This is a genomic window from Nocardiopsis sp. FIRDI 009 (assembly GCF_003386285.1).
Taxonomy (GTDB): Bacteria; Actinomycetota; Actinomycetes; order Streptosporangiales; family Streptosporangiaceae; genus Nocardiopsis.
The window spans coordinates 122,777-146,883 of record NZ_QPNC01000019.1 but is presented as its reverse complement, the minus strand read 5'-3'; the positions used below and the strand labels follow the sequence as shown (position 1 = coordinate 146,883).

Below are 24,107 nucleotides of genomic sequence, written 5' to 3'. Positions count from 1 at the left end.
CCCACGGGGACCCTATCCGCGCCTCCCCCGGTAAATCCAGGACACGCGGCCCGCCGATCCGCGCGGACGCACCGCCGGGGGAACCGCGCACCGTGCGCCACGCGGTCGCCGCGCGGCGACCGTCCGCCCCGCGGGCACCGCTCACCGCCGGGTCTGCCGGGACCGTGCGAGCGACCCGTGCACGCGATCGGTCTCCAGGAGGGTGCACACCCACCGGCCGCCCGCGCGGTCGGCGCGGAAGGCGAAGGCCCGGGCGCGCCGGTCACAGGCGATGACGGCGCTGACCTCCAGCGACGCCGGCGGATGGGACTGGTGGAAGACGCGCCCCAACCTGGGCGCGATCCCGCACGGCACGCTGCCGCGCAACCGGCGCAGCTCCTCCCGGACCGGGGCGGCCAGCTGGTCGCGCAGCACCTCCGGGGCCCGGCGGCCCACCAGGACCTCCGCCATCCGCTGCGCCAGGTGGTACACGTCGCCCGGGGTGCGGTGCCCCTGGAGCGGAGCACCGCACCGTCCCGCGCGCGGTCGGCGCAGGGGGGTCCTGGCCGGGGTGGGGGCGGGCCGGTGCGCGGGGGTGCGGCCGTGGTGGCAGGCGGGGCGCGGGCACAGGGGGTGTCGGGCGGCGTGGGGCATGGAGGGGTTCCCTTCCGAGCGTGATCGTGCGCCTTCACCCCGACTCGGAGGACCCGACGCCGCCGACGCGTCACCGGGAATTCCAGGTTTCTTGGCCACGACGCCACCCGGCCCGGGAACGGCCCGTCCCACCCAGACGGCATACTGCCAGTGTGACCAACGCGTACCTTTCCTCCCCCACCCCGTTGGCGCTCGCGCACAGGGGCGGGTGGTTCACCGACGACCAGGGCGTCCGGCGCACCGAGCTGGAGAACACCGCCGTGGCCTTCCAGCACGCCGTCGACCTCGGGTACACCTACCTGGAGACGGACGTGCACGCCACCGTCGACGGTGTCCTCATGGCCTTCCACGACGACACGCTGGACCGCACCACCGACATGAGCGGCGCCATCGGCGACCTGCCCTACCGGGAGGTGGCGCGGGCCCGGGTCGCCGGACGCGAGCCGGTGCCGGTGCTGGAGGACCTGTTGGGCTCCTGGCCGCAGGCGCGCTTCAACATCGACCTGAAGTCGGACGCGGCCGTCCTGCCGATGCGCGACGTCCTGCGCCGCACCAACGCCTGGGACCGGGTGTGCGTGGGCTCCTTCGACCAGTTCCGCCTCGACCGCGCCCGGCGCCTGTTCGACCGCCCGGTCGCCACCTCCTGCGGCCCGGTCGACGTGGCGCGCCTGCGCGTGGCCTCGCTCTCCCCCCTGCTGCGCGCCCTGGCCAGCCGGGTGCCCGTGTGCGCGCAGATCCCCCTGTGGCACGGCACGTTCCCGGTGCTGAGCCGCGACCTGATCCGCACCGCGCACCGCCTGGGCCTGCAGGTGCACGTGTGGACGGTCAACGGCACCGACGTGATGGACCGCCTGCTCGACGCCGGGGTGGACGGGATCGTCACCGACAACACCGTCGGCCTCAGGCGGGTGCTCGCCCGGCGCGGCCGGTGGCCCGAACCCGCGCACGGTGCCGACGGCACCCCGAAGAACGGATGACGTCCCCCATGACCAACGCTCCGGAGCCGACGATCGAGGGCTCCCCCTCCCCCGACGCCGCCCAGCGCAGACGCGAGCAGCGCGGCTGGTACGTCTACGACTGGGCCAACTCGGTGTTCATCACCTCGGTGGTCACCGTCCTCATCGGTCCCTACATGAGCAACCTGGCGTGCGTCTCGGCCGGAGCGCCCGACGCCCAGGCGTGCCAGGACCCCTCGCTGGCGATCACGCCGCTGGGTGTGGACGCGGTCACGCTGCACCCGAACGCGCTCTACCCGGCGCTGACCACCGTGGCGATCCTCCTCCAGATCCTCCTGCTGCCCGTCGTCGGCGCGATGGTCGACCAGTCCAGGCACAAGCGGCGGTGGCTGTTCTGGCTGGCCACGGGCGGGTCGGCGAGCACGGCCGGCCTGTACGCGGCCACCGAGGGCTACCATCTGGCCGCCGCGCTGTTCGTGCTGGCCAACGTGCTGTACGGGCTGTCGATCGTGGTCTACAACGCGTTCCTGCCCGAGATCGCCACCCCCGACGAGCGCGACCGGGTGTCGGTCACCGGCTGGGGGATCGGCTACCTGGGCGGCGCCCTGCTGCTCGCCGTCCACCTGGGCCTGGTCCTGTCGGCCGACTCGCTGGGGATCGGCACCGACCACGCCGTCCGGATCGCGTTCGCCTCGGTCGGCCTGTGGTGGGCGGGCTTCACGGTCCTCGCGGTCCGGCCGCTGCGCGACCGCTACGGCGCGCTGGCCCTGGGGTCGCGGGGGCGGCCGAGGGTCGGACCGTCGCTGCGCCAGTTCGGGCACACCCTGCGCGACATGCGCCGGTACCCGAACACCATCCTGTTCCTGCTGGCGTTCATTTTCTTCAACGACGGCATCCAGGCGGCCATCCGCTACGCCGCCCCGTTCGCCAGCCAGGACCTGCGGCTGGACGAGAGCGCGTTGATCGCGACCATCCTGGTCATCCAGTTCGTCGCGTTCGTGGGCGCCTTCGTGGCCGGGCGGGTGGCGCGCGCGGTCGGCACCAAGGCGACGGTGCTCGGATCGCTGGCGGTCTGGTGCGCGCTGGTGACCCTGGCCTACTTCCTGCCCGCGGGCGACGTGCCGCTGTTCGTGGCCCTGGGCGTGGGCATCGGCCTGGTGCTGGGCGGCACCCAGTCGCTGGCCCGGTCGATGTTCTCCCAGCTGATCCCCAAGGGGCGCGAGGCGGAGTACTTCAGCCTGTTCCAGATCTCCGACCGGGGGTCGACGTTCCTGGGGTCGCTGGCCGTCACGGTCGCCGTCAGCCTCACCGGCGGCTACCGGACGGCGGTCGTCTCGCTCATCCTGTTCTTCCTCCTGGGCGCCGTCCTGCTGTGGCGGACGCGGATGCGCGAGGGCATCGCGGCGGTCGGCAACGAGGTGCCCAGCCGCCTGTGAGGCGACGGTCCCGCCCCGTCGTCGGCCCCGGGCATACTGGGGGCCGACGAGGGACGGGGAGGTGCGGTGCCGGTTCTGCACGGGGCGTGGGTCAGGGACACGTTGGCGGTGTGGGGCGAGCGGTCCCGGTCGGCGCCCGTCCCCCCGGAGCCCTCCGGAACGCCCGGACCCCACCCCTTCGCCCTGTCCGCCGGTGACCTGGGGTCGCTGCTGGACGGACTGGGCCTCGGACGGGCGGCCGCCGAGGGAACCGTCGACGACCTGGTCCTCGCCCTGCCCGGCGACGACCGCGCCCCGGCGCACTCCGCCGAGGCCGCCGACGGCCCCGAAGGCGCCCGCGGGGCCGTTCCCGGGCGGCTGACGCCCTGGCGGATCCCCGCGCTGTTCCTCTGCGCCCGCGCCGCCGAGACCCTGTTGGCGGCCCTGGACACCCCGCACGACGGCCTGGGGGTGGGTCCGGCCCTGGCGCACCTGGCGGCGGTACGGGGCTTCGCCCAGCGGCTCGTCGACACCGGATGCGTCCTGCCCGACCTGGTCGGCGACCCGCCGCGCGCCCGGTGGCGGCCCGCCCCGGTGGCGGCCGCCGAGGAACACCTGAACGCGCTCACCGCGGCCCTTCCGGCCCCGGCCCGCGCCCACCTGCCCGGCGCGAACGCCCGGGAGGTGGCCCGGGCCTGCGTACTCGCCCCCCTGGAACTGCTCACCGACGCCGTGGCCCGTCGCCTGGCCCGCCCGCCGGGCGGCGGCGAACGGACCGCTGCCGACGGCCCGGCGGCACGGCTGGCCGTGGCGCTCACCGGCGGGGACCCCCGGGTCGAGGCGGCCGACGCCGAGGCGCTGTGCGCGCCGCTGCGCGAGTGGCGGTCGCGGGTCCGCGGCTCCGGCCGGGCCCAACTGCTGTTCCTGCTGCGCGAACCGGAGCGGGAGGGGCCGTGGGAGGTCGAGTTCTGGGTGCGCTCGGTGAGCGACCCGGGTCTGCGCCTGCCCCTGGAGCGGGTGTGGCTGGGCGAGGGCGCCGCCTGGCTGCCCCGCGACGTGGGCGAGACCGCCCTGGCCGACCTGCGCCGGGCCGCCCGCCACTACCCCGCCCTGCGCCGGGCCCTGCACGACCTGGCGCCCGCGCGGTTGCTCCTGGACACGGCCGGGGCGCAGGCGTTCGTCTCCGAGGCCGCGCCGCGGCTGGGTTCGGCCGGGTTCGGCGTGGTCCTGCCCGAGTGGAGCGGACGCCGCGCCCTCGGGCTGCGCATGACCGTGGAGGAGGCACCGCGGCGGCGCCGGGGAGGGGTGGGCGTCGACGACCTGGTCCGGGTGTCCTTCGAGGCGCTGGTGAACGGGCCAGGGTCCGCCGAGCCGCTGTCGGAGGAGGAGCTGGACGAGCTCGCGGAGCTGGCCAGGCTCAAACGGTCCCTGGTGCGGGTGCGCGGCAGGTGGATGGAGATCGACCCCGAGCGGGTCGGCGCCGCCCTGGAGGCGCTCCGGAAACGGGGGCGCGGCTGGTCGCGCAGGGACGAGGCGCTGCGGGCGGCGATCGGGGTGGCCGACGCCGCGCCCCTGCCCGTCACCGACGTGGTCGCCGAGGGGCCGATCGGCGCCCTGCTGGAGGGCGGTGTCTCGGCGAAGCTGCGGCCCATGGGCACCCCGCCGGGGTTCGGGGGCTCCCTGCGCCCGTACCAGGACCGCGGCGCGTCGTGGCTGCGCTTCCTCGGCGAACTCGGGCTGGGCGCGATCCTCGCCGACGACATGGGGTTGGGCAAGACCGTCCAGTTGCTGGCCCTGCTGACCGACGAACGCGCCCGGGGCGCGGCACCCGGACCGACCCTGCTGGTGTGCCCGGTGTCGCTGGTGGGCAACTGGTCGCGCGAGGCCGCCCGGTTCGCCCCGGACCTGCGTGTGCACGTCCAGCACGGTCCGGACCGGCCGACCGGGAACGCGCTGGCGCGGCTGGTAGGCAACTGCGACCTGGTGGTGACCACCTACGGCGTGGTCACCCGCGACGCCGGGGAGCTGGCCGCGCTGCCCTGGCACCGGGTGGTGTGCGACGAGGCCCAGGCGCTCAAGAACCACGGCACGCGGCAGGCGCGGGCGGTGCGGTCGCTGCCCGCCGCCACGCGGATCGCCCTGACCGGAACGCCGGTGGAGAACAACCTGGGCGAGCTGTGGTCGGTCATGGACTTCGCCAACCCGGGGCTCCTGGGGTCGGCCCAGGACTTCCAGCGGACCGTGGCCGACCGCGCCGAGGGCGCCGACGACGGCGCCGCGACCGACCTGGTGCGCCGTCTGACCCGGCCGTTCGTGCTGCGGCGGCTCAAGACCGACCGGTCGATCATCGCCGACCTGCCGGAGAAGTTCGAGGTGCGGACGTGGTGCACGCTCACCCCGGAGCAGGCGTCGCTGTACAAGGCGGTCGCCGACGACATGGCCGAGCGGATGGCCGAGGCCGACGAGAAGGAGCGCAGGGGCCTGGTCCTGGCGACCATGGCCCGGCTCAAGCAGATCTGCAACCATCCGGCCCAGTTCCTGGGGGACGGCTCGGCGCTGGCCGGGCGCTCGGGCAAGCTCGACCGGTTGGAGGCGATCCTGGGCGAGGCCGTGGCCGAGGGCGACAAGGCGCTGTGCTTCACCCAGTACGCGCGGTTCGGGGAGCGGCTGGCGCCCTACCTGCGCTCCCGGTTGGGGGTGCCGGTGCTGTGGCTGCACGGGGGCACCCCGCGGGCCGAGCGCGAGGAGCTCGTGCGGCGCTTCCAGGGCGCCTCCGGGCCCGTGGTGTTCCTGCTGTCGCTCAAGGCGGCCGGGACCGGGCTGAACCTGACCGCCGCCAACCACGTGGTGCACGTGGACCGGTGGTGGAACCCGGCGGTGGAGAACCAGGCCACCGACCGGGCGTTCCGGATCGGGCAGCGGCGGGACGTGCAGGTGCGCAAGCTGGTGTGCGTGGGCACCGTGGAGGAGCGGGTGGACGAGATGATCGAGCGCAAGAGCGCACTGGCCGACGGGGCGGTGGCCACCGGGGAGCAGTGGTTGGCCGGGCTGTCGGTGGCGGACCTGCGCGAGGTGGTCCGGCTGGCGCCGGAGGCCGTGGCCGGATGAGCGCGAGGTGGTCGGACCTGGTGGCCGGGGCCCTGGGCGCGGCGGACGGCGGCCCGGGGGTCGGAGTGGACCGGCTGGCGGTGCGGCCCGGCGAGGTCCTCGCCCGGGTCCACGACGCCCGTGGCCGGGTCCAGGAGGCGAGCCTGATCCGCACGGTGCTGCCCGACGCCGAGTGGGAGCGCGTGTGCGCGGCGCTGGCCTCGCAGCCGGTGTTCCGCGCGCGGCTCGCGGCCGGGGAGCTGCCGGTGGCCGCGGCCCGGGTCTTCGAGGTCCTGGGGCTGGACCTGGTGCCGCGCGGGTGGGCCGACCTGGTCGCCACCTGTTCGTGCGACCGGTGGGAGGGCCGGTGCGCCCACCTGTCCGCGACGGCGGCGGCGCTGGGCGAGGAGGCCGACCGGGACCCGTTCGTCCTGGTCCGGTGGTCGGGCCGGGAGCGTCGCGCCGTCGTGGACCGGGTGGCGGCGCTTTCCGTTCCGGGAACCGGCGCCTCGGCGGTCGGGGAGGAGGCATTCCCGGAGAAAACGGAACCGGATACGGGGGGCGGAGAATGGGCGCGGGGGAATGCGCAGGTGGGAACACCCGTCTCCGCGGCCGAGTTCTGGTCGGCGCCCGAACCGCCCGCACCGCCGCCTCTGCCGGAGGCGTTGGGAGCCCGGGTGCGGGCGGCGGCACCGGGTGCGGTGACCGACGCACTGCCGATATTCTCCCGCCTCGCGAACGCCCCTGGAGAAACCGAATAAACGGCGTCGGATTTTCTGTGGAAAACGCCGATGGGCAGGGAGTTCCACGGTTACGATTCCCTTGGAGACCGCACCGCGCGAACGAGCCGCGGGGGTGTGCCTCCGCTGCGGTGCCCGCTTCCGCCGCCCCTGCCGTGGAGCCAGCCACTCCACGCGAGGGTGTCGACGCCCGCCGCGTCCCGCACCCGCCCCGGCCCGCTCGTGTGATCGGTCCTCCCGCCGTGACCCGCGTTGGCGCCCACGCACACGACCGCCGGTCGCAGCGTGTCCGGTGACCGTACCCGCATCGCACAGAAGGAGGCAGGGACCCGCCCCGGCTCCCGGAGTCGGTGCGCCCCGGACCACACATGGCCGATCGCTTCCCCCCCGACATCGACATGGACACCCCCAGCATCGCGCGCATGTACGACTATCTGCTGGGCGGCAAGGACAACTTCGAGGTGGACCGGGAGGCCTGCGACGTACTGCTGGACCGTGTCCCGGAGGTGCTGTCCCTGGCCAACGACAACCGCGCGTTCCTCTCCCGCGCGGTCGAGTACGTTGCCTCGCAGGGGGTGGAGCAGTTCCTCGACCTGGGGGCGGGCCTGCCGACGGTCGACAACACCCACCACGTGGCGCAGCGGACCAACCCCGGCGCCCGGGTCGTCTACGTCGACAACGACCCGATCGTGGCCGTCCACGGCCGTGCGCTGATCAGCGACGAGGGCCGGACCGCCTTCCTGCACGAGGACCTGCGCTCCGCCGAACGGATCCTGGAGGCGCCCGAGACCCGGCGGCTCATCGACACCGACGTCCCGGTGTGCCTGATGGCCGTCTCCCTGCTGCACTGCCTGCCCGACGAGGACGACCCCTTCGGCGCCGTGCGGACCCTGCTGGACCGGTTGGCGCCCGGTTCCTGGGTGATCTTCTCCCACTGCGTCACCGACGACCCGGCCGCGGGGGACTGGATCACGCGCAAGATCCTGTCCTTCGGCACCCCCTGGGGCCGGGTGCGCAGTGAGCGGGAGGCGGCGGCCGTCTTCCAGGGCCTGGAACTGGTCAGCCCCTGGAGTGACGACCGCGACCACGGGCCCCGCACGGTCGACTGCGCCACCTGGCGCCACCCCGAGCGCGACCCCCTCACCCGCCCCGCCGATCCCCAGGTGAAGCTGTGGGAGATGGCGGGGGTGGCCGTCAAACGGTGAACCTCCCGGATCTGGGACCCCGGGGTTCCCCGCCGAAGCGGAGCTGAGCCGACCGTGCCCCGGTGAGGCGCGCGGTCGCCGCCTCACCGGAGGGGGAGGCCGGACACGCGGCCGGGGCGAGGAGGACCACGGGCCGCGAGGCCCGCGCGGACGCCGCCGGGGCCGCGGGTCCGGCGCGCTCAGCCGGCGAAGTGCTCGGTCAGCAGACCGTTGACCTTGGCGGCCCGCTGCCAGGAGAGCAGGTGGGCGGCGTCGTCGAGGACCACCAGGCGGGCGTCCGGTACGCGCTCGGCGATGAGGTCGCCGTGGCCGCGCGGGGGTGTGGCGGGGTCGTCGGCGCCCGCCACGACCAGGGTCGGCGCCCGGATCCGGGACAGCTCGTCGCGCACGTCGTGGTGTTCGATCGCCTCGCAGCAGCCCGCGTAGCCCTCGGCGTCGGTGGCGGCGATCCCGTCGCGCATGCGGATCACGTCCTCCGGGTGCTCCTCGGCGAAACCGGGGGTGAACCACCGTTCCACGACCGCGTCGGCGAGCGCGGCCGGCCCCTTGTCACGGGCGACGGCGGCCCGGTCCCGCCAGGAGCTCGGCGGCCCCATGTGGGGGGAGGTGGCGAGCAGGGCGAGACGGTCGATCCGATCGGGCGCGTGGACGCCCAGCCACTGGCCGACCATGCCGCCGATGGACAGGCCGGCGAAGTGGGCGCGTTCGAGGCCCAGGCGGTCCAGGAGCCGCAGGACGTCCCCGCCGAGGTCGGCCATCGAGTAGGGGCCCCGGGGAGCCGGGGTGCCCCCGTGGCCGCGGTGGTCGTAGCGGATCACCCGGAACACCGCCGAGAGCGCCTCGACCTGGGGTTCCCACATCCGGACCGTGGCCCCCAGCGAACCCGCCAGCACCAGCGGCGGGGCTCCCTCGGGCCCGTTCTCGATGTGGTGGACGTCGACGCCCATCGCGTTCCTCCTCGTTCGGTACCGGTACTTCCCACCCGCCGGTCCTACCCCGTGCCCCGGCCCGGTGATCCTCCCACCCGGGGAGTGACGGCGGCCGAACGGTATGACAACATCGCAGCTACCACGGGCGTTCCCGCTCCCGCCCACCCCAGCCCCCCGACCAGGAAGGCCCCATGTCCACCGAAGCCGAGCCGGCCCGCGGCACCCACTTCGTGCAGTCCCTGGAGCGGGGACTGACGGTGATCCGCGCCTTCTCCGCCGAACGGCCGTCCATGACCCTGAGCGACGTGGCCCGTGCGACCGACCTGACCCGCGCCGCGGCCCGGCGCTTCCTGCTCACACTGGCCGACCTGGGCTACGTGCGCACCGACGGACGCCTGTTCTCCCTCACCCCGCGCGTGCTGGAACTCGGGTACGCCTACGTGTGCTCCGCGGGGCTGCCCGACGTCGCCCAGCCCCACCTGGAGGACCTGTCCGCCCGGGTGCGCGAGTCGGCGTCGGTGTCCGTCCTGGACGGCGACGAGATCGTCTACGTCGCCCGGGTGGCCACTCTGCGCATCATGACCGTGGCGATCACGGTGGGCACCCGCTTCCCGGCAGCGGCGACGTCGATGGGCCGGGTTCTGCTCGCCGGGTTCGACGACGAGGCGCTCGACGCCTTCCTCTCCAGGGTCGAACTGCCCAAACTCACCCGGCACACCATCACCGACCGCGCCGAACTGCGCGCCGAGGTGGTCCGCGTGCGCGGCCGCGGCTACGCGGTCGTGGACCAGGAACTGGAGGAGGGACTGCGCGCCCTGGCCGCTCCCGTGCGCGACGCCTCCGGCCGGGTGGTCGCGGCCGTGAACGTGTCCGCGCACGCGGCCCGGTCCTCCCTGGAGGACGTCCACGAACGCCTGCTGCCCGCCCTGTTGGAGACCGCGGCGCTGATCGAGGCCGACCTGGTCGCGGTGGCGCGCCGGGACGCGGAGCGGTGACCGGGTCCGCCCCGCGCGGGTACGCCTACGTCGGCCCCGCCGGACCGCTCGCCCTGGTCCGCCCCGGGGCGGAGGGTTCGCCGGTGCGCGGACGGGACGACCTGGCCGCCTGGTTGGCCCTCCGGGAGCCCGCCGAACGCGAGGAGCCGTTCACCTTCGTCGTCGGGCTCGACGGGGTGCTCCGCCTCGTGCCCCGGCGCGGCGAGCACGTGGTCTGCGCCGGAGGGGAGCGGATCCTGGCCGCCGGGGAGATCACCCTCGGGTGGCGCCGGGACGGCTGGCAGGCGGTGGAGGTGAGCAACCAGTCGACCGGGTACTGCCCCGACCCCGACTGCTGGCCCGCCGTCGCCGACGCGCTGGACCGGGCCGGGATCGCCCGCCCCGACCGTCTGAGGACGCCGTTCGTCTTCCGGCGCTGCCCGGAGTGCGGTGAGCGCAACCTCGTCAAGGACGGCTTCTTCGTGTGCGCGTTCTGCGACGCGGACCTGCCCGCGGCGTGGAACCTGGACGGGCCCGGCGGAGGGTACGGAAACCGCCCGGGGGGCTGACCCCTCACGACCGCACGTACACCCCGGCCCGGGCCGCCTCGAACGCGGCCCGGGCCGCGCGCGGCGCGCAGTCCTCGTCCAGCGGGTCGCCGCTGGCGAGCGCCCGGTAGTACAGCGGCGCCGACACCGCCCGGACCACCTCGCGGGCGTCGGTGCCCGGCGGCACCTCCCCGCGTCCGACGGCCTCCTCCACGCAGGGCGCCCATTCGCCGATGCGGGCGGCGTAGAACCGGTGCAGCGCCCGCGCCGTCCGGTCGTCGCAGGTGGCGGCGGCGATCACGGCGCGGAACAACGCCCCCTGGCGCGGGTCGGCCAGGGTGTCGCGCACCAGGCGGGCGTTGGCGGTCAGGTCCTCCAGCAGCGACCCCGTCTCCGTTCTGGGCAGGGACTGCTCGGCCATGTCCTCCAGCAGGTCGGCGACGAGTGCGGGCACACTCCCCCACCGCCGGTAGACGGTCGTCTTGCCGACCTCGGCGCGCCGGGCCACGTCGGCCAGGTCGAGCCGGTCCATTCCGTGCTCGGCCAGCGCGTCGCCCGCGGCGCGGAGCACCGCCGCGCGCACGCGCGCCGTCCTCCCTCCGGGCCGTACGGTGCCCGGTTCCTCACCCGTCACCATTAAAGGGACTCCCGTTCCGTTAATGCTCGTTCCGTGCTAGCGTACATCGCACACTAACGGAACCACAGACCCGTTAATGGTGGAGTGGAGGATCCTCATGCAGTACCGAACCCTGGGCGCGAGCGGCCTGCGCGTGCCCGAACTGAGCCTGGGCACGGGAACCTTCGCCGGGCGGGGACCCCTGTTCGGCGAGTGGGGCACCGGCGACCACCGCCAGGCCCGCCGCATGGTCGACATCGCCCTGGAGGCGGGGGTGACCCTCTTCGACAGCGCCGACGTCTACTCCGACGGCGCCGCCGAGGAGGCCCTCGGCGCGGCCCTGCGCGGCCGCCGCGACCGGGCGCTGATCTCGACCAAGATCGGCCTGCCCGTGAGCGAGGACCCCCGGGACGCGGGCACGTCGCGCTCGCGGATCATCGACGGCGCCGAACGGGCCCTGCGCCGTCTGGGCACCGACCGCATCGACCTGCTCCAGCTCCACGGCTTCGACGCCGCCACCCCGGTCGAGGAGAGCCTGTCGGCGCTGGACGCCCTCGTGCGCGAGGGCAAGGTCCGCTACGTGGGCGTGTCCAACTTCGCCGGATGGCAGCTGATGAAGGCTCTGGCCGCCGCCGACCGCCTGCGCCTGCCCCGGTACGTCGCCCACCAGGTGTACTACTCGCTCGTGGGCCGCGACTACGAGTGGGAGCTGATGCCGCTGGCCGCCGACCAGGGGGTCGGCGCCCTGGTGTGGAGCCCGCTGGCGTGGGGCCGACTGACCGGGCGGATCCGTCGCGGCGCGCCGCCGCCCGGACGCAGCCGCCTGCACCGGACCGCGTCCCTGGGACCGGCCGTGGACGAGGAACTCCTGTTCGACGTGGTCGACGTCCTGGCCGGGATCGCCGAGGAGACCGGGCGCACGGTGCCCCAGGTGGCGATCAACTGGCTGCTGCGCCGGCCCACGGTCTCCTCCGTGATCGCCGGCGCCCGGGACGAGGACCAGCTGCGCGAGAACCTGGGCGCGGTCGGATGGGAGCTGACCCCCGAACAGGTGGCGCGCCTGGACGCGGTCAGCCACCAGGAGCCGCCCTACCCCCGGTCGCCGTACCACCGCCAGGAGGCGTTCGCCCGGCTGGACCCGCCGATGTTCGCCCGCGCGTGAACACGCGCGGGCGGCCCGGCCGGGGATCGACTCCCGGCCGGGCCGCCCGCGGTCGTGTCGGTCAGGCGGGGCGCATGCGGAACACCTGCAGGCGCATGCCGTAGTACTTCTCGGTCTCGCCGACCCATTCCATACCGAGTCGGCGCGCCACCGCGATCGCCCGCTCGTTGTCCGGCCGCGCGACCGCGAACACCTCCTCGATGCCCTGCTTGAAGGCCCAGTCGGTGATGGCCTGGCTGGCCTCGCTCGCGTACCCCCGGCCCCACAGGTCGGGGCGGATCGCCCAGGTGAGTTCGAAGTCCTCCTCGAAGGGTGGGAGCAGCTTGAGTGACAGCCCTCCCACCAGCTCGCCGTCGGAGACGCGCACGATCGCCCACCGCCCCGCGGGCGGGATCAGGTTGGGTCCCGCCTCGATCCAGGCGTGCAGCACCGAACGCATCGCGTCGATGTCGGTCACCGGTTGCCACTCCGGCGTCAGCCAGCGCGCGACTTCCTCGGCCCCGTAGATGCGCAGGGCCGCCTCCGCGTCGTCCAGCTCCCACTCCCGGATGAGGAGTCGGTCGGTCCGCAGCTCAAGGCTCATACGATCCACGGTAACCCGGACCGCGCGACCGCGACAGGGGTCCGCCGCACATCTGTGCGAACCCCGCCGAAGCCGCCATGACCTGGGCGTTCACCCCGACCAGACGTCCTCCACGTACCGGTCCGCGGCGATGAGGTCGTCCAACCAGCGCAGTGCCCCGGCGGCGTCGGAACCCGTCATCTCCCGGTGGATCCGGGCGAGGGCGTCACGCACCCCGGGCGCCATCGCGCGCCCGTCCCCGCACACGTGGACGCGGCCGCCCTCCTGCAGCAGCGACCAGACCTCCTCGGCCTCGGCCGCGAGGCGGTGCTGCACGAACCGGGCGCCGTCGACCGGCGCCTCGCTGAAGACGGGGCGGAGACCGACCGCGCCGGAGCGCTCGGCCGCCTCCAGCTCCTCCCGGTGCAGGAAGTCCACGTCCGGGTGGTCGCATCCGAAGTAGAGCAGGGCCGCGCCGTCCGCCCCCGCGTGGACCCGGTCGGCGACCACGCCGCGGAAGGGCGCCAGACCGGTGCCGGCGCAGACCATGATCACGGGGGTGCCGTCCCGGGACGGACGGAACCGGTCGGCGCAGGGCAGGACCCGCGCCCACACGGTGTCGCCGGGGGCCAGGCGGGCCATGTGGTGGGAGGCGGTGCCGCGGTAGGTGCCCCGGCCGCGGCGGTGCGGCCCCGTGAGCGCGGCGACCATGAGGTCGACGGTGTCCGGACTGGCGTCCGCGGAGGAGGAGACCGAGTACCGGCGGGGGCGCAGCTCCGGCAGCATCCCCAGGTACCGCTCCAGGGGGAGCTGGCAGGCGGGGTGGTCCTCCAGCAGGTCCAGGACGCTGACCCCGGGCCGTGTCACCCGCTCGGCGAAGCCGTCGGCGGACAGCCCGGCCAGCTCCAGAAGGGGGCGGCGTTCGGGCGGGCAGGGGGTGTGCTCGGCCAGGACGGCGACCTGGGCCGGGGTGGCGGGCGCCTGGAGTTCGACGTAGTCCGACAGCAGCCGCCGCAGGGTGAGGGGGCGGTCGACGGGCAGAGCGCCGCGGACCCCGCGGCGGGGCGTGATCCGCACGGTGCGGCCCAGGTCCAGGCCGAGGCGGTCGGCGACCCGGCACACCAGGTCGGGGGCGTTGCTCGGCAGGACGGCCAGGTGGTCCCCGGTGCGGTAGGAGACCCCCTCGGGCAGCTCCAGGCGGACGAACCGCTTGGAGCGGCCCAGGGGGTGGTCGGTGTCGACCAGTTCGCGCGACTCCAGCACGCGCATGGGCCGCAGGCCGTGGTGGCGGGCGAGCTGGTCCTCGGCCGAGGCGGCGGCCTCGGCCACGGTGTAGGGCGGCAGGTCGGCGTCGGCCCGGTCGGGCGCGTCGGCGGTCTCCTCGCCGTGGCGGTCGAGCAGAAGCGCCCGCGTCGCGGCGGTCCACGTGTCCACGGCGGCGGCGAAGTCACCGGAGGTGTCGGCCGCGCCGCGCGGGACCAGGCGGGTGGCTCCGGCCGCGTGCAGGAGGTCGTCGACGAGGGTGGGGACCCGCTGGTAGGTGGCCGCCCAGTTGCGGTCGCCGATCCCCAGCACGGCGTACTCGACCCCGTCCAGGGCGCCGGGGTCCAGCCCCTCCAGCCAGTCGACGAACTCCGTCGCGTCGTCGGTGGGCCTGCCGTTGTAGGAGGCGGTGGTGACGAGTACGGGGCCGGTGTCGCGGGTGAGACGGCCGACGGCCTCGTCGAGGGTGGCGGTCGTGGGCGTGAAGCCGTGGTCGGCGGCGTCCTCGGCCAGATCGCGGGCGAGCGCGGCGCAGGTGCCGAGGTTGGAGCCGTACAGGACGGTCAGCGCGGTGCCGGGGGCTCGGCGGGCCGGGGCGGCGCCGGGGGTACCGGGAGTGCCAGGGCCGCCGGTTTCCCGGGTGGCCGCGGCGGCGGTCGGGGGCGGGGCGGCGGCGCGCGCACGGTCGGCTCCGGTACGGCGGGCCAGGCGCAGGGTGAACCCGTCGGGCTTGACGGTCAGGGTCTCCTTGACCCTGAGGTCGTAGTCGGCGTGGTCGATGAACCGGTAGCGGTGGATGAGCAGCCCCAGCACCATGACCGCCTCGTGCAGGGCGAACTGGCGGCCGATGCAGGCGCGCTCGCCGTTGCCGAACGGCTTGAAGACGTGCGGCGGCCGGGCCTGGGACCGCTCCGGTGAGAAGCGCTCGGGGTCGAAGAGTTCGACGTTGTCACCCCACTCCGGCTCCCGGTGCAGCCCCGGGATGAAGACGACGATGGGCGTGCCCGCGGCGACGCGGTACCGACCGCCGACCACGGTGTCCGCCAGGGGCTCCACGGAGAAGGCGGGCGCGGTGGGCCACAGCCGCAGGGACTCGTTGAGGACCTGGCGGACGTACGGGAGCCGTCCCACGTCGGCGTGGGTGGGTTCGGGCAGGTCGGTGTCGCCCCACAGCGCGTCCACCTCGGCCTGGGCGCGGGCGAGGACCTCGGGGTGCTTGGTGAGGTAGTGCAGCGCGAAGGACAGCGCGCCGCTGGTGGTCTCGTGGCCCGCGATGAGGAAGGTGATGACCTGGTTGCGGATGTTGACGTCGTCCAGGAGTTCGCCGGTCACCGGGTCCGGGGTGTGCAGCATCCGCCCGAGCAGGTCGGAGGTGTCGGTGTCGCCCGATCGGCGGCGTCGTCCGATCACCTCGTCCACGGTGCTGTTCATGTAGGCGACGTCGGCGCGGAAGGAGCGGTTCGCCCGGACGTGGAGGGGTTCGGTTCCGGGGAGGTAGGCCGAGCGCGCCTGGGCGTGGCCGAGGCTGCCCGCCATCGCGGTGACGAAGGGGTGGAGGTCGGCGCGGCCGAAGGAGCCGAAGTCGTAGCCGAAGCCGCAGCGGCCGATGGTGTCGAAGGTGAGCCGGGTCATGTCGCCGACCACGTCGACGGGTTCGTCGCCCGCCCGGTCCCACTTCGCGAGCAGACCGCGCGCGACGTCGACCATCGTGTCGTGGTAGTCGCGCATCGCCCCCAGGGAGAAGGCGGGCATGAGGATGTCGTGGGCCTTGCGCCAGTTGGGTTCGTCGCTGAAGGCGGTGAACAGCCCGTCTCCGACCATGGTGCGCAGGAACAGCAGGGCGTCGTGGACGCCCTTGCGGAAGCGGGTCTCGTCGCAGACCTCGGCCACGAGGTCGGCGCCGGTCACGCTGAGGAACTCCTCCCCGGGCACGCGGACGCGGATGATCGGACCGGCCTCACGGTGCATCCGGGTCAGGCCGCCGACGAAGCCGTGCCGGCCGGCGATCTCCAGGGTGTGGCCGAGCAGGGGCAGGCCGGGCGGCTCGGGGATCGGGGCGAGCGTCGGTGTGGTGGTCACGGGTTCCCCCTCGGACTCAAGGAATGCGACTGACTTTGTCACACGACAAAGTTACATGACCAAGTCAGCGTTACAAGTAGGGGTGGTGTTCTCGGTACGATGAGCGCATGGCACACGTCCCCGCGGCCCAACGGCGCTCCCAGCTCATCGACACGGCGATCGACCTGATGACCAGGGAGGGGGCCGCCGCGGGCAGCACCCGGGCGATCGCCGCCGAGTTGGGTGTGGCGCAGATGACCGTCCACTACGTGTTCGGTTCCAAGGCCGAGTTCACCCGGGCGATCATGGACGAACTCAGCCGCCGGGTCGTGGACCGGATCCGGCCCACCGCCGAGCGGGCGGGCGGGCGGAGCTTCGCCGAGGACGTCGCCGACACCGTCGCCGAACTGTGGCGCGACGTGCGCGAGGACACGGCGGAGAAGCTGCTGTGGATCGAACTGTGCGTCCAGTCCCTGCGTGACCCCGCGCTGCGCGCCGCCATCGCCGAGCACAACGCCAACATGTACGCGGTGGCCGCGGAGCTGCTGACCGCCATCGCCCGTCGGCACGGGGTGGAGTTCGCCGTGCCCGTCGAGTCCGTGGCCCGTTTCCTCCTCTGCGGACTGGAGGGGATGATCAACCAGCACCTGGCCGAACCGGACGAGGCCGCCGAGCGAGCCTGCCTCGACCACCTGGTCGCCGCCACCACGACCCTGGCCCTGGGCGGGCCCACACCCTCCGGCTGACGCCGGGGGCGCCGCCCGGGCGGAGCGAACGCCGACGGAACCGCCGCACGGACGTGCGGACACCGCTCCCCCGACGGGATCCCGGCGCGTGGGAGGGTGGTCACGCTCCGGGCCGCGTGCCAGGGTGGACGGCGACCGGGGCGGGCCACGCGGCCCGCCCGTCCCCCACCGGCGAAGGACACCCCCATGCAGTCCGCCCCCCGACGCCGCGCCGTGCTGGGCGCCGCGCTGACCGCCGCCCTCGGCCTCCTGGCCGCTCCCCCGCCCGCCTCCGCGGCCCCCGCCCGCACCTCCTGGATGGGACGCCTGCCCGACACCACCCCTGTGACCTCGCTGTCGCTGCCCGGCACGCACGACAGCGGCGCGTGGACCGGTAGCGTGTGGTCGCGCACGCAGGACCTGACGCTCACCGGCCAGCTCGACTCCGGTGTGCGCTTCCTGGACGTGCGCACGCGCCACTACCGGGACGCGTTCACCATCCACCACGGCGCCGAGTACCTGCACCTCAACTTCACCGACGTCGTGCGCGACGTCAGCGCCTTCCTCGCCCGCAGCCCCGCCGAGACGGTGCTGATGCGGATGAAGAAGGAGCACACCGAGGAGGAGAACACCCGCACCTACGAGGAGACGCTGGAGCACTACATCCGGCACGACCCCGACACCCGGGACCTGCTCTCCGCGCACCTGTGGATCCCCGGGGAGGGGGGTGGCGACCGCGTGCCCGGCCTGGGCGAGGCGCGGGGCCGGATCGTGATCGCGCAGGACTTCGCGGCCTCGCGCGACTACGGCGTGCGGTGGAACGGCCCCGCCCTCGACATCCAGGACGACTACCGGGTGCCCACCCTGTTCGACATCCCCGACAAGTGGGAGAAGGCGCGCGCCCACCTCGACGCCGCCGCCTCGGGCCCGAAGGACGTGCTGTACGTCAACCACCTCAGCGGCAGCGGCGCCCCGTGGGCCAACCCGCGCGAGGTGGCCTGGGGCGCGTTCGGTCTGCGGGGGATGAACGAGTACGCCCTGGACCACCTGCGGGGCTCGACCGCCCACCGGACCGGGGTCATGGTGATGGACTTCCCCAGCCAGGAGCTCACCGACCTCGTCCTGGCCCGTAACCCGGGGGCCTAGGTGTACTGACCATGGAGGTTGGTAACACCCACCCCCGGTCGACACCTACGAAGAGGGCCTTCGGTATCGGTGTGGATTGCGACATCTCCACCGGCTCACCAGAAGGCCCTCGATGCCCCACACCACCCACGCCAACGCCCGCCTGACCCCCGCCGGACGCCTGCTCCTGGCCCGCTGCGTCGTCGACCAGGGCTGGCCAGGGCTGGCCACAGCGACAGGCCGCCGAACGCTTCGGAGTCAGCCACACCACCGCCAGGCGGCGGGAGAGCCGATGGTGTGTCCCGCGTTTTTCGGGGTCGGATTCCTGGCTTCTGGGGCCACGTGACCTCAAGGAGGCATCGTGGGACGTCGTGGATACCCCGCCGAGTTCCGCCGCAAGGTGTTGGACCTGGTCGAGAGCGGGCGCAGCGTCGCGGACGCGGCACGCGACCTGGGCATCAGCACCGAGACCGTCTACGCCTGGCGGCGCCAGGACCGTATCGACCAAGGTCTGGCCCCTGGCCTGACCAACACCGAGAAGACCGGGTTGGCCGCGGCGAACAAGCGCATCGCCAAGCTGAAAGCCGAGCTGACCATCCATCGCCGGGCCAGTGAGCTGTTGGGGAAGGTGGTGCCCCAACAGACGGTTCGAGGCGATCGCGGTGATGGTTGCCGAGGGCCATCCGGTCCAGGTCGCGTTCGGAGTCGGGGTCCGGTTGCTACCCCTCGCAGGGGCGAGGAAGGTCCCGACGGTAAAGTCCCTGGCCACAGCACGTATGGCTCATCGATCCGAGTCAGATTTTTCAGCAGCCCTCCGGTAGTGCAGACAACCCCGGCGTGTCGCTGAAAACCACCCTTGAACTCAACCACGCTCAACATCCAACACCGCCCCTCCGACAGACCACCCTCACACGCTGGCCGCAGAGTCGAATCCGACCAGGTCAGCTCGGGCCTTCGTTACGCTTCAGCCAAGACGATCCTCTGACAGGGCCACGTAGACCAAGTCTCCTACGGTCGGCGTGGCCTCCTGAGCTTCTCCATCACCTGGTTGGAGTCGCAGAGAATCAGCCACGCCGTCTGCCTGCCCACCTCAGAGAGAACGGCGGCATAGGTGCCCGCGGTCAGCACGACGCAAGCATCACGAGCGACGGCTCGTCGGTTCACAGGAGTGACGGGAGGCGATCCCGGCCCGCGCCGGTATCTCCTCCATCGGGTTGGAAACAGCCGCAGAACACACCGCTGCCGGGCACCCTGCCGGACATGAGACGGTCGCGACCCTGCTCCAGGCCGAGGGGCCCATTCTCCAGGGCACGCACCGCACTACCGGGCAGCCGATCGCGAGCGGGCCGAACGGCTACCGGGTCCGGGCCTGGCCGCTTCGCCCGCCTGGGGGATCGAGGTCACCGTGCCGTACTCCCCGCCGGGAACATTGAAGTGGGACAAGATCGAGCACCGCCTGTTCGCCCGGGTCTCCTCGAACCGACGCAGCTCCGAGCGGTCATCCCCGCACGGCCGGCCACGAGCCGCACGACGAGACCGAGGCCCCCGTCGTAGGCCCTGTTCCTCCGTCGCTCCGGGACCGTTCACGGTTCCACGCGGGGCCGTGCCCTCCCGTGGGAGGAAGGCACGGTTCCGGCAGGCGGTTCCCCCCGGGCACCGTTTCAGCCGCGGGTCCTTGCGGTGACGAGGCCGGACGGCGACACATCGACGACGCGTTCGAGGCGGGCGAGGGTCTCGGCCCGGTGGGACGCGATGAGGACGGTGCCGCGGAATTCCGCGATGACGCCGGAGATCAGTCGTTCGGTGGCCGGGTCGAGGCTGGCGGTGACCTCGTCCACGAGGAGGACGCGCGGGCGGCGGGCGAGGGCGCGGGCGAGGCAGAGGCGTGCCCTCTGGCCGCCGGACAGCCGTACACCTCCCTCTCCGAGTTCGTCGTCCAGACCGATCCAGGCGGCGGCTCCGACGCGTTCGAGCAGGGCGGCCAGGTCGTCGTCGGACCGCGGCCCGCAGCCGCGCAGCAGGTTGTCCCGGACCGTGCCGTGGAAGAGCATCGCGTCCTGGTCGACCAGGGCGACGGCCCTCCGCAGCGCCGCGTCGTCGAGATCGGCGACGGGGATGCCCCCGCCATCCGCGGGAACGAGTTCGACGCTGCCCGCCGAAGGGTCCCAGAGGCGGGCCGCGAGGGCGATGACCGTGCTCTTGCCCGAGCCGGAGGGGCCGACCAGCCCGACGTGCTCGCCGGGGGCGAGTTCGGTGGACCAGGACGTGAGCGTCGGCGGTCGGCCCTCGTAGGAGAAGGACACGTCCCGGAACCGGAGGCCGAGCGGCCCGTCGGGCAGCTGCCGCGGCGCTTCGGGCACGGTGACGACCGAGGGGCGGTTGATTCCCGCGGCGACGCGTTCGGCGCCGGAGACGAGTGGATGGAGCCTGGTGAGGGTGTCGGTGGCGTCGACGACCGCGGCGATCCCTGCCAGGGCCAGAGCGACCAGCGCGGGCAGCTCCGCGGGGGGCAGCCGCACCTGGGCGCCTTCCGAGAGCACGCCCGCGGCGGTGGCGCTGGTGGCGATGACGCCGATGACCACGGCGGTGAGGATGAGTTCCCGGACGGCGGTGACCAGCTGCGACAGCAGTTCGCGCCGTCGCGCGATCGTGGCGGCCCGTGCGGTGGCGGCGCTGGTCTCGACGATGATCCGAAGGGCGAGTCCGTAGGCGAGTACCTCCCGCAGGGCGCCCAGGGCGTCGACGATGCGCTCGGACAGGTCCGAGCGCTCACGCTGTTCCCGCTCCCCCAGTCGCCTGGCCGCTCGCGCCCAGTACAGTGCGCTGCTCGCGACGACCGCGGCGCCGAGGAGCATGACGAGCGCGGCTTCGGGCAACAGGGCGGACGCGGTGACGAGGGAGGCGGCGAACAGGGTGAGCGAGGCGCCGAGCTGGGCGACCGTGTGGGCGTAGAAGAACTCGAGCTTCTCGATGTCGTCCATCGCGACGGCGGCCGCGCGTCCGGAGTGCTCGCGACGCCGACCGGGAACGCTGCGCGCGTACGCGTCGAACAGCGCCATCCGCAACCGGGCCAGCACGCGGTAGGCGAGGGCATGGGAAACGTCCATCTCCCGCCAGGTCAGAACCACGCGCAGCAGCACGATCCCGAGGACCAGGGCCCACCAGAGGGGGCCGGGCGGTGTCCGCTCCACGACGGCGTGGCCGACCGCCCACGCCGTGAGGACGGTCAGTCCGGCCAGGCCGAGCATGCTCGCGGTGCCGATCAGGTAGGTCCAGAGCATCCCCCGCCATTCGGGCCGCAGGACCGGCAGCAGTTCGCGGAAGGCTCGGAACGCGGCGAGGGTGTTCACGAGGCGCTCCTGTTCAGGTGTCCGGAGTCGAGGCTCAGCACGTGGGGGACCTCGGTGAGGGTCTCGGAGCGGTGGCTGATCATGATGACGATGCGGTCGCGGGCGACACGGTGCAGAGCCTGGACGACGTCCGCGGCACGGTCGGCGTCCAACGCGCTCGTCGGCTCGTCGACGAGGAGGACCGGGCGCTGGGCCAGCAGTGCGCGGGCCAGGGCGAGGCGTTGGCGCTGTCCGCCGGACAGGCTGGTACCGGCTTCCGTGACCTCGGTGTCGAAGCCGCGCGGGAAGCGCCGGATCTCGTCGAGGATCCCCGCGTCGCGGCAGGCCGCGACGAGGTCCGCTTCCTTGGTGGCGCCGGTGACCGCGAGGTTGTCGCGAATGGTCCCGGCGAAGAGCACCGGCCGCTGGGAGACCACGGCGATGTCAAAGGTGCGCAGGGGCCGACCGTCGAGGTCGACGTTTCCGGTGCGCGGGGTGAGGAAACCGAGGAGGAGGTCGAAGAGGGTGGACTTCCCCGCCCCGGAGGCGCCGACGATCGCGGTGAGGGAGCCCCGTCGGGCGGTCAGATCGAGGTCGTGGATGACGTCGCCGGGAGCGTCGGGGTAGCGGAAGCTCAGGCCCGTCACGCGGAGTACGTCCGCCCGTCGGGCCTCGGTCGCCCGGTCGCCTCCGGGGCCGGACGCGGTGGGGGCTGGGGCGGTGTCGCGCTGTTCGGTGAAGGCCCCGATCCGTTCGAGGCCGGGGACCGCGGTGAGGCCGAGGAATCCGGCGTGCCAGTGCCGCGAGAGGTCACGGATGGGCCGGAACGCCTCGGAGGAGAGCAGGAGGAGCAGGTAGACCTCGACGGCGGGGGCCTGCCCGGTGACCGCGTGGGCGATAGCGACGGCCGCCGCCGCGACCGCTCCCCCCTGGACGGCCGCGTCGATGACGGCCGTCTCGCCCAGGGAGACGCGCATCACCCGTTCGGTGGCCCTGCGCAGCGCCTCCGAGCGGTCGCCCAGCCGATCGCGGGTGCCGGGCACGTCACCGAGCGTGCGCAGGGTGGCCATTCCGCGCAGGGATTCGAGCAGGTCGGCGCTGAGCGCCTCGTAGCTGTCCCAGTGGTCGAGTCCGCGTCGGGCCATCATCCGTTTCCACGCCATGGGCCCCATCAGGGCCAGCACGACCCCGGCGGCGACGCACAGTCCCGCCCACGGGGAGAGCAGAAGCAGGCCGGTCACGACGATCGGGCAGGTGAGGAGCAGTTGCACGATGGCGGGAACGTACTTGGAGACGTAGGCGTCGATGCCGTCGACGCCGTCGCCGAGGCTGGCCCGCATCGAGCCGTCCCGGGCAGCGGTGTCGTGCAGCCGCTCGGGCACGAGCGCGGCCCGCATCGCGCGGCGGCGAACCGCCTGCCTGACCCGGCCGCCCAGATGCGCGGCGGCCGACGCCTGCCCCAGGGAGAGCACCAGGCGCAGCAGGGCGATCCCGAGGATCAGCGACAGCGCGACGAGCACCTCCTGGGCCCGCCCGTGCAGCACCGCCGACATCGACCAGGCGATCGCCACGGCCTGTCCGAGGTGGGTGAGGAAGACGAGGGCCAGCAGGGCGACGCTCCGTGCCAGAGACGCGGGGAACCGGGCCGCCTCACGCCACAGCAGGGGGACGATCATCATGCGGCTGACTCCTTGTCGAGGTCGGGTTCGCCGGGGAGCATCGCCAGGGCGTGGACGGTCCAGCGGTCGCGCGTGGCGACGAGTCCCGACACCGGGCGGCAGCGCCATCGCCGGGACAGGGCCCCCGCGTAACACAGGTCGGCCGCGGCCCGGTGGGCCCGCCACAGGGCCTCGACGATCTCGGCGGCGGGCGCGTCGGTGGCGATGGACCACGTCTCCAACCGGTGGGCCCCGAGCACCCAGCCCTGCCCGGAGGCCCTCGCGACGTCCACGGCCCGCGGATCGTGTGTGCGCACCGCGGCTTCGAACTCGCCGATCGCCGGGGAACGCCTCGCGGCCAGGGCGTCCCGGCGCCCGGGGAGGACCGACCAGGAGTCGGGCAGCTCGACGGCGGCCAGCGGGATCTCCGGCGCGAGTCCGCGCGCGAGCCACCGTCCGTGGTCGGCCGCACGCGGAACGCCGAGCAGCTCGCGCAGCCGCGGACCGGGGCCCAGCCGTACCGCGGCGGGGGCCGGAGCGCACAGGAACTCCACCGCGGTCAGGGCGTAGGCGGTGTCCGCGATCCACAGCGGCCAGGCTCGGTGGCGGTACCGGCCGAAGCTCCGACCGGGTTGCACGGTCAGGACCAGGTGGGTCCCCGTCACGTCGGCGCCCGTGCCGGGGACGTTCCAGCCCGCTTCCCGTTCGCGGGTCTCGTCGCGGCGGCGGAGGGTGCCGTGCTCCAGGTCGAAGGCGTACCGCCCCGGCTCCAGGGGGCCGTCCGCGCCGACGACCAGGTGGGTGTGCACGGGGTAGGTCGCTCCCGCGGAGGGCACCGGGCGCCGGGGGACTCGGGTCACAGTCCCGTCGGCCAGGCGGTGGTGTCCCGCTCCGCGCCACAGGCCGTCGAGCAGGGCGCGTTCGCGTTCGGGCACCGGCACCGGGCTGGCTCCGGCCCGGTGCCAGGGGTTGGCGCGCGGCCCGGGCGGGAGGGGAGGGCCCGGTGTTTCGGTCGAGAGGGCGCGTGCCAGCGCGGGCGGCAGGCGCGAGGGGTCCGCCGGACCGCGCTCGGCGTCGGGCGGTGCGGGGGGCGGTGGGATGGGGCGGGACATGGGTGCGGCC

19 protein-coding genes and 2 pseudogenes are annotated in these 24,107 nt (G+C 74.0%); 13 read left to right on the top strand and 8 right to left on the bottom strand.

Going from position 1 to position 24,107, the window contains the following annotated elements; all coding sequences use genetic code 11:
* Positions 1–141: 141 nt before the first annotated feature.
* Positions 142–633 (bottom strand): Rv3235 family protein, encoded by a 492-nt coding sequence (locus DVR05_RS16870; protein ID WP_116246845.1) that lies wholly within the window; start codon positions 631–633, stop codon positions 142–144.
* Positions 634–785: 152 nt separating this feature from the next.
* On the opposite strand from DVR05_RS16870, the gene DVR05_RS16865 reads away from it, so the two are divergent.
* The 5 genes from DVR05_RS16865 (at position 786) to DVR05_RS16845 (ending at position 8,036) form a co-directional block, all read left to right on the top strand.
* Positions 786–1,610 carry a glycerophosphodiester phosphodiesterase family protein gene (locus DVR05_RS16865; protein ID WP_198659220.1) on the top strand — a complete coding sequence of 275 codons (825 nt, stop codon included), beginning with the start codon at positions 786–788 and terminating at the stop codon, positions 1,608–1,610.
* Positions 1,611–1,618: 8 nt separating this feature from the next.
* Positions 1,619–3,025, top strand: a complete 1,407-nt coding sequence (locus DVR05_RS16860; RefSeq protein ID WP_116246844.1) for an MFS transporter — start codon at positions 1,619–1,621, stop codon at positions 3,023–3,025.
* Positions 3,026–3,091: 66 nt separating this feature from the next.
* The gene (locus tag DVR05_RS16855; RefSeq protein WP_116246843.1) at positions 3,092–6,112 is read left to right on the top strand and encodes a DEAD/DEAH box helicase; all 3,021 of its coding nucleotides are present in this window, start codon (positions 3,092–3,094) and stop codon (positions 6,110–6,112) included.
* Positions 6,109–6,852: a hypothetical protein gene (locus DVR05_RS16850; RefSeq protein ID WP_116246842.1), complete on the top strand. Its 744-nt coding sequence runs from the start codon at positions 6,109–6,111 to the stop codon at positions 6,850–6,852. Before DVR05_RS16855 ends, DVR05_RS16850 begins: the two co-directional genes overlap by 4 nt.
* Before the next feature lie 347 nt (positions 6,853–7,199).
* Positions 7,200–8,036, top strand: coding sequence for an SAM-dependent methyltransferase (locus DVR05_RS16845; protein ID WP_116246841.1), 837 nt, complete (start codon positions 7,200–7,202; stop codon positions 8,034–8,036).
* 179 nt (positions 8,037–8,215) lie between these two features.
* Here the strand turns inward: DVR05_RS16845 and pcaD are convergent, their stop codons facing one another.
* Positions 8,216–8,983: a 3-oxoadipate enol-lactonase gene (pcaD, locus tag DVR05_RS16840; RefSeq protein WP_116246840.1), complete on the bottom strand. Its 768-nt coding sequence runs from the start codon at positions 8,981–8,983 to the stop codon at positions 8,216–8,218.
* A 173-nt stretch (positions 8,984–9,156) separates the two neighbouring features.
* Here pcaD and DVR05_RS16835 point away from each other — a divergent pair, with 173 nt between their 5' ends.
* Together DVR05_RS16835 and DVR05_RS16830 are read left to right on the top strand one after the other, a co-directional pair.
* Entirely contained in the window at positions 9,157–9,960 is an 804-nt protein-coding gene (locus tag DVR05_RS16835; RefSeq protein ID WP_116246839.1) for an IclR family transcriptional regulator C-terminal domain-containing protein, read from the top strand.
* The gene (locus DVR05_RS16830) at positions 9,957–10,508 is read left to right on the top strand and encodes a TFIIB-type zinc ribbon-containing protein (RefSeq protein WP_116246838.1); all 552 of its coding nucleotides are present in this window, start codon (positions 9,957–9,959) and stop codon (positions 10,506–10,508) included. The genes DVR05_RS16835 and DVR05_RS16830 overlap by 4 nt, the downstream gene beginning before the upstream one ends.
* Positions 10,509–10,512: 4 nt before the next feature.
* Here the strand turns inward: DVR05_RS16830 and DVR05_RS16825 are convergent, their stop codons facing one another.
* Positions 10,513–11,124 carry a TetR/AcrR family transcriptional regulator gene (locus tag DVR05_RS16825; RefSeq protein WP_116246837.1) on the bottom strand — a complete coding sequence of 204 codons (612 nt, stop codon included), beginning with the start codon at positions 11,122–11,124 and terminating at the stop codon, positions 10,513–10,515.
* 76 nt (positions 11,125–11,200) lie between these two features.
* Between DVR05_RS16825 and DVR05_RS16820 the strand changes: the two genes are divergently transcribed.
* Positions 11,201–12,265: an aldo/keto reductase gene (locus DVR05_RS16820; RefSeq protein ID WP_232832187.1), complete on the top strand. Its 1,065-nt coding sequence runs from the start codon at positions 11,201–11,203 to the stop codon at positions 12,263–12,265.
* Between the two features lie 61 nt (positions 12,266–12,326).
* On the opposite strand, the gene DVR05_RS16815 is transcribed toward DVR05_RS16820, so the two are convergent.
* Positions 12,327–12,848 carry a GNAT family N-acetyltransferase gene (locus tag DVR05_RS16815; protein WP_116246836.1) on the bottom strand — a complete coding sequence of 174 codons (522 nt, stop codon included), beginning with the start codon at positions 12,846–12,848 and terminating at the stop codon, positions 12,327–12,329.
* A 90-nt stretch (positions 12,849–12,938) separates the two neighbouring features.
* The gene (locus tag DVR05_RS27760) at positions 12,939–16,169 is read right to left on the bottom strand and encodes a bifunctional cytochrome P450/NADPH--P450 reductase (RefSeq protein WP_198659219.1); all 3,231 of its coding nucleotides are present in this window, start codon (positions 16,167–16,169) and stop codon (positions 12,939–12,941) included.
* A 107-nt stretch (positions 16,170–16,276) separates the two neighbouring features.
* Between DVR05_RS27760 and DVR05_RS16805 the strand changes: the two genes are divergently transcribed.
* From DVR05_RS16805 to DVR05_RS27935, 5 genes and pseudogenes are all read left to right on the top strand, one after another.
* Complete coding sequence (locus DVR05_RS16805) at positions 16,277–16,894, top strand: TetR/AcrR family transcriptional regulator (RefSeq protein WP_116246835.1); 618 nt, start codon at positions 16,277–16,279, stop codon at positions 16,892–16,894.
* 186 nt (positions 16,895–17,080) lie between these two features.
* Positions 17,081–18,019, top strand: a complete 939-nt coding sequence (locus DVR05_RS16800) for a phosphatidylinositol-specific phospholipase C (protein ID WP_116246834.1) — start codon at positions 17,081–17,083, stop codon at positions 18,017–18,019.
* Between the two features lie 112 nt (positions 18,020–18,131).
* Positions 18,132–18,294 (top strand): annotated as a pseudogene (locus DVR05_RS16795) (IS481 family transposase); the annotation flags it as partial.
* 65 nt (positions 18,295–18,359) lie between these two features.
* Positions 18,360–18,845: a transposase gene (locus DVR05_RS27940; RefSeq protein WP_369974547.1), complete on the top strand. Its 486-nt coding sequence runs from the start codon at positions 18,360–18,362 to the stop codon at positions 18,843–18,845.
* Between the two features lie 490 nt (positions 18,846–19,335).
* Positions 19,336–19,502, top strand: a pseudogene (locus tag DVR05_RS27935) (ISAzo13 family transposase); the annotation flags it as partial.
* Between the two features lie 157 nt (positions 19,503–19,659).
* Here the strand turns inward: DVR05_RS27935 and DVR05_RS16780 are convergent.
* Genes DVR05_RS16780 through DVR05_RS16770 form a run of 3 tightly spaced genes read right to left on the bottom strand, consistent with a single transcriptional unit; the run spans position 19,660 to position 24,097 of the window.
* Positions 19,660–21,348, bottom strand: a complete 1,689-nt coding sequence (locus DVR05_RS16780; protein ID WP_116246831.1) for an ABC transporter ATP-binding protein — start codon at positions 21,346–21,348, stop codon at positions 19,660–19,662.
* On the bottom strand, positions 21,345–23,006 hold the full coding sequence (locus DVR05_RS16775; protein WP_116246830.1) for an ATP-binding cassette domain-containing protein: 1,662 nt from the start codon (positions 23,004–23,006) through the stop codon (positions 21,345–21,347). The genes DVR05_RS16780 and DVR05_RS16775 overlap by 4 nt, the downstream gene beginning before the upstream one ends.
* The gene (locus tag DVR05_RS16770) at positions 23,003–24,097 is read right to left on the bottom strand and encodes a hypothetical protein (protein ID WP_157982458.1); all 1,095 of its coding nucleotides are present in this window, start codon (positions 24,095–24,097) and stop codon (positions 23,003–23,005) included. Before DVR05_RS16770 ends, DVR05_RS16775 begins: the two co-directional genes overlap by 4 nt.
* Positions 24,098–24,107: the final 10 nt, after the last annotated feature.

Coding starts and splice junctions, on each gene's coding strand:
- DVR05_RS16845 (WP_116246841.1), top strand. CDS start 7,200: ATGGCCGATCGCTTCCCCCCCGACATCGACATGGACACCCCCAGCATC.
- DVR05_RS16775 (WP_116246830.1), bottom strand. CDS start 23,006: ATGATGATCGTCCCCCTGCTGTGGCGTGAGGCGGCCCGGTTCCCCGCG.
- DVR05_RS16815 (WP_116246836.1), bottom strand. CDS start 12,848: ATGAGCCTTGAGCTGCGGACCGACCGACTCCTCATCCGGGAGTGGGAG.
- DVR05_RS16805 (WP_116246835.1), top strand. CDS start 16,277: ATGGCACACGTCCCCGCGGCCCAACGGCGCTCCCAGCTCATCGACACG.
- DVR05_RS16770 (WP_157982458.1), bottom strand. CDS start 24,097: ATGTCCCGCCCCATCCCACCGCCCCCCGCACCGCCCGACGCCGAGCGC.
- pcaD (WP_116246840.1), bottom strand. CDS start 8,983: ATGGGCGTCGACGTCCACCACATCGAGAACGGGCCCGAGGGAGCCCCG.
- DVR05_RS16850 (WP_116246842.1), top strand. CDS start 6,109: ATGAGCGCGAGGTGGTCGGACCTGGTGGCCGGGGCCCTGGGCGCGGCG.
- DVR05_RS16870 (WP_116246845.1), bottom strand. CDS start 633: ATGCCCCACGCCGCCCGACACCCCCTGTGCCCGCGCCCCGCCTGCCAC.
- DVR05_RS16825 (WP_116246837.1), bottom strand. CDS start 11,124: ATGGTGACGGGTGAGGAACCGGGCACCGTACGGCCCGGAGGGAGGACG.
- DVR05_RS16800 (WP_116246834.1), top strand. CDS start 17,081: ATGCAGTCCGCCCCCCGACGCCGCGCCGTGCTGGGCGCCGCGCTGACC.
- DVR05_RS16860 (WP_116246844.1), top strand. CDS start 1,619: ATGACCAACGCTCCGGAGCCGACGATCGAGGGCTCCCCCTCCCCCGAC.
- DVR05_RS16835 (WP_116246839.1), top strand. CDS start 9,157: ATGTCCACCGAAGCCGAGCCGGCCCGCGGCACCCACTTCGTGCAGTCC.
- DVR05_RS16820 (WP_232832187.1), top strand. CDS start 11,201: ATGGTGGAGTGGAGGATCCTCATGCAGTACCGAACCCTGGGCGCGAGC.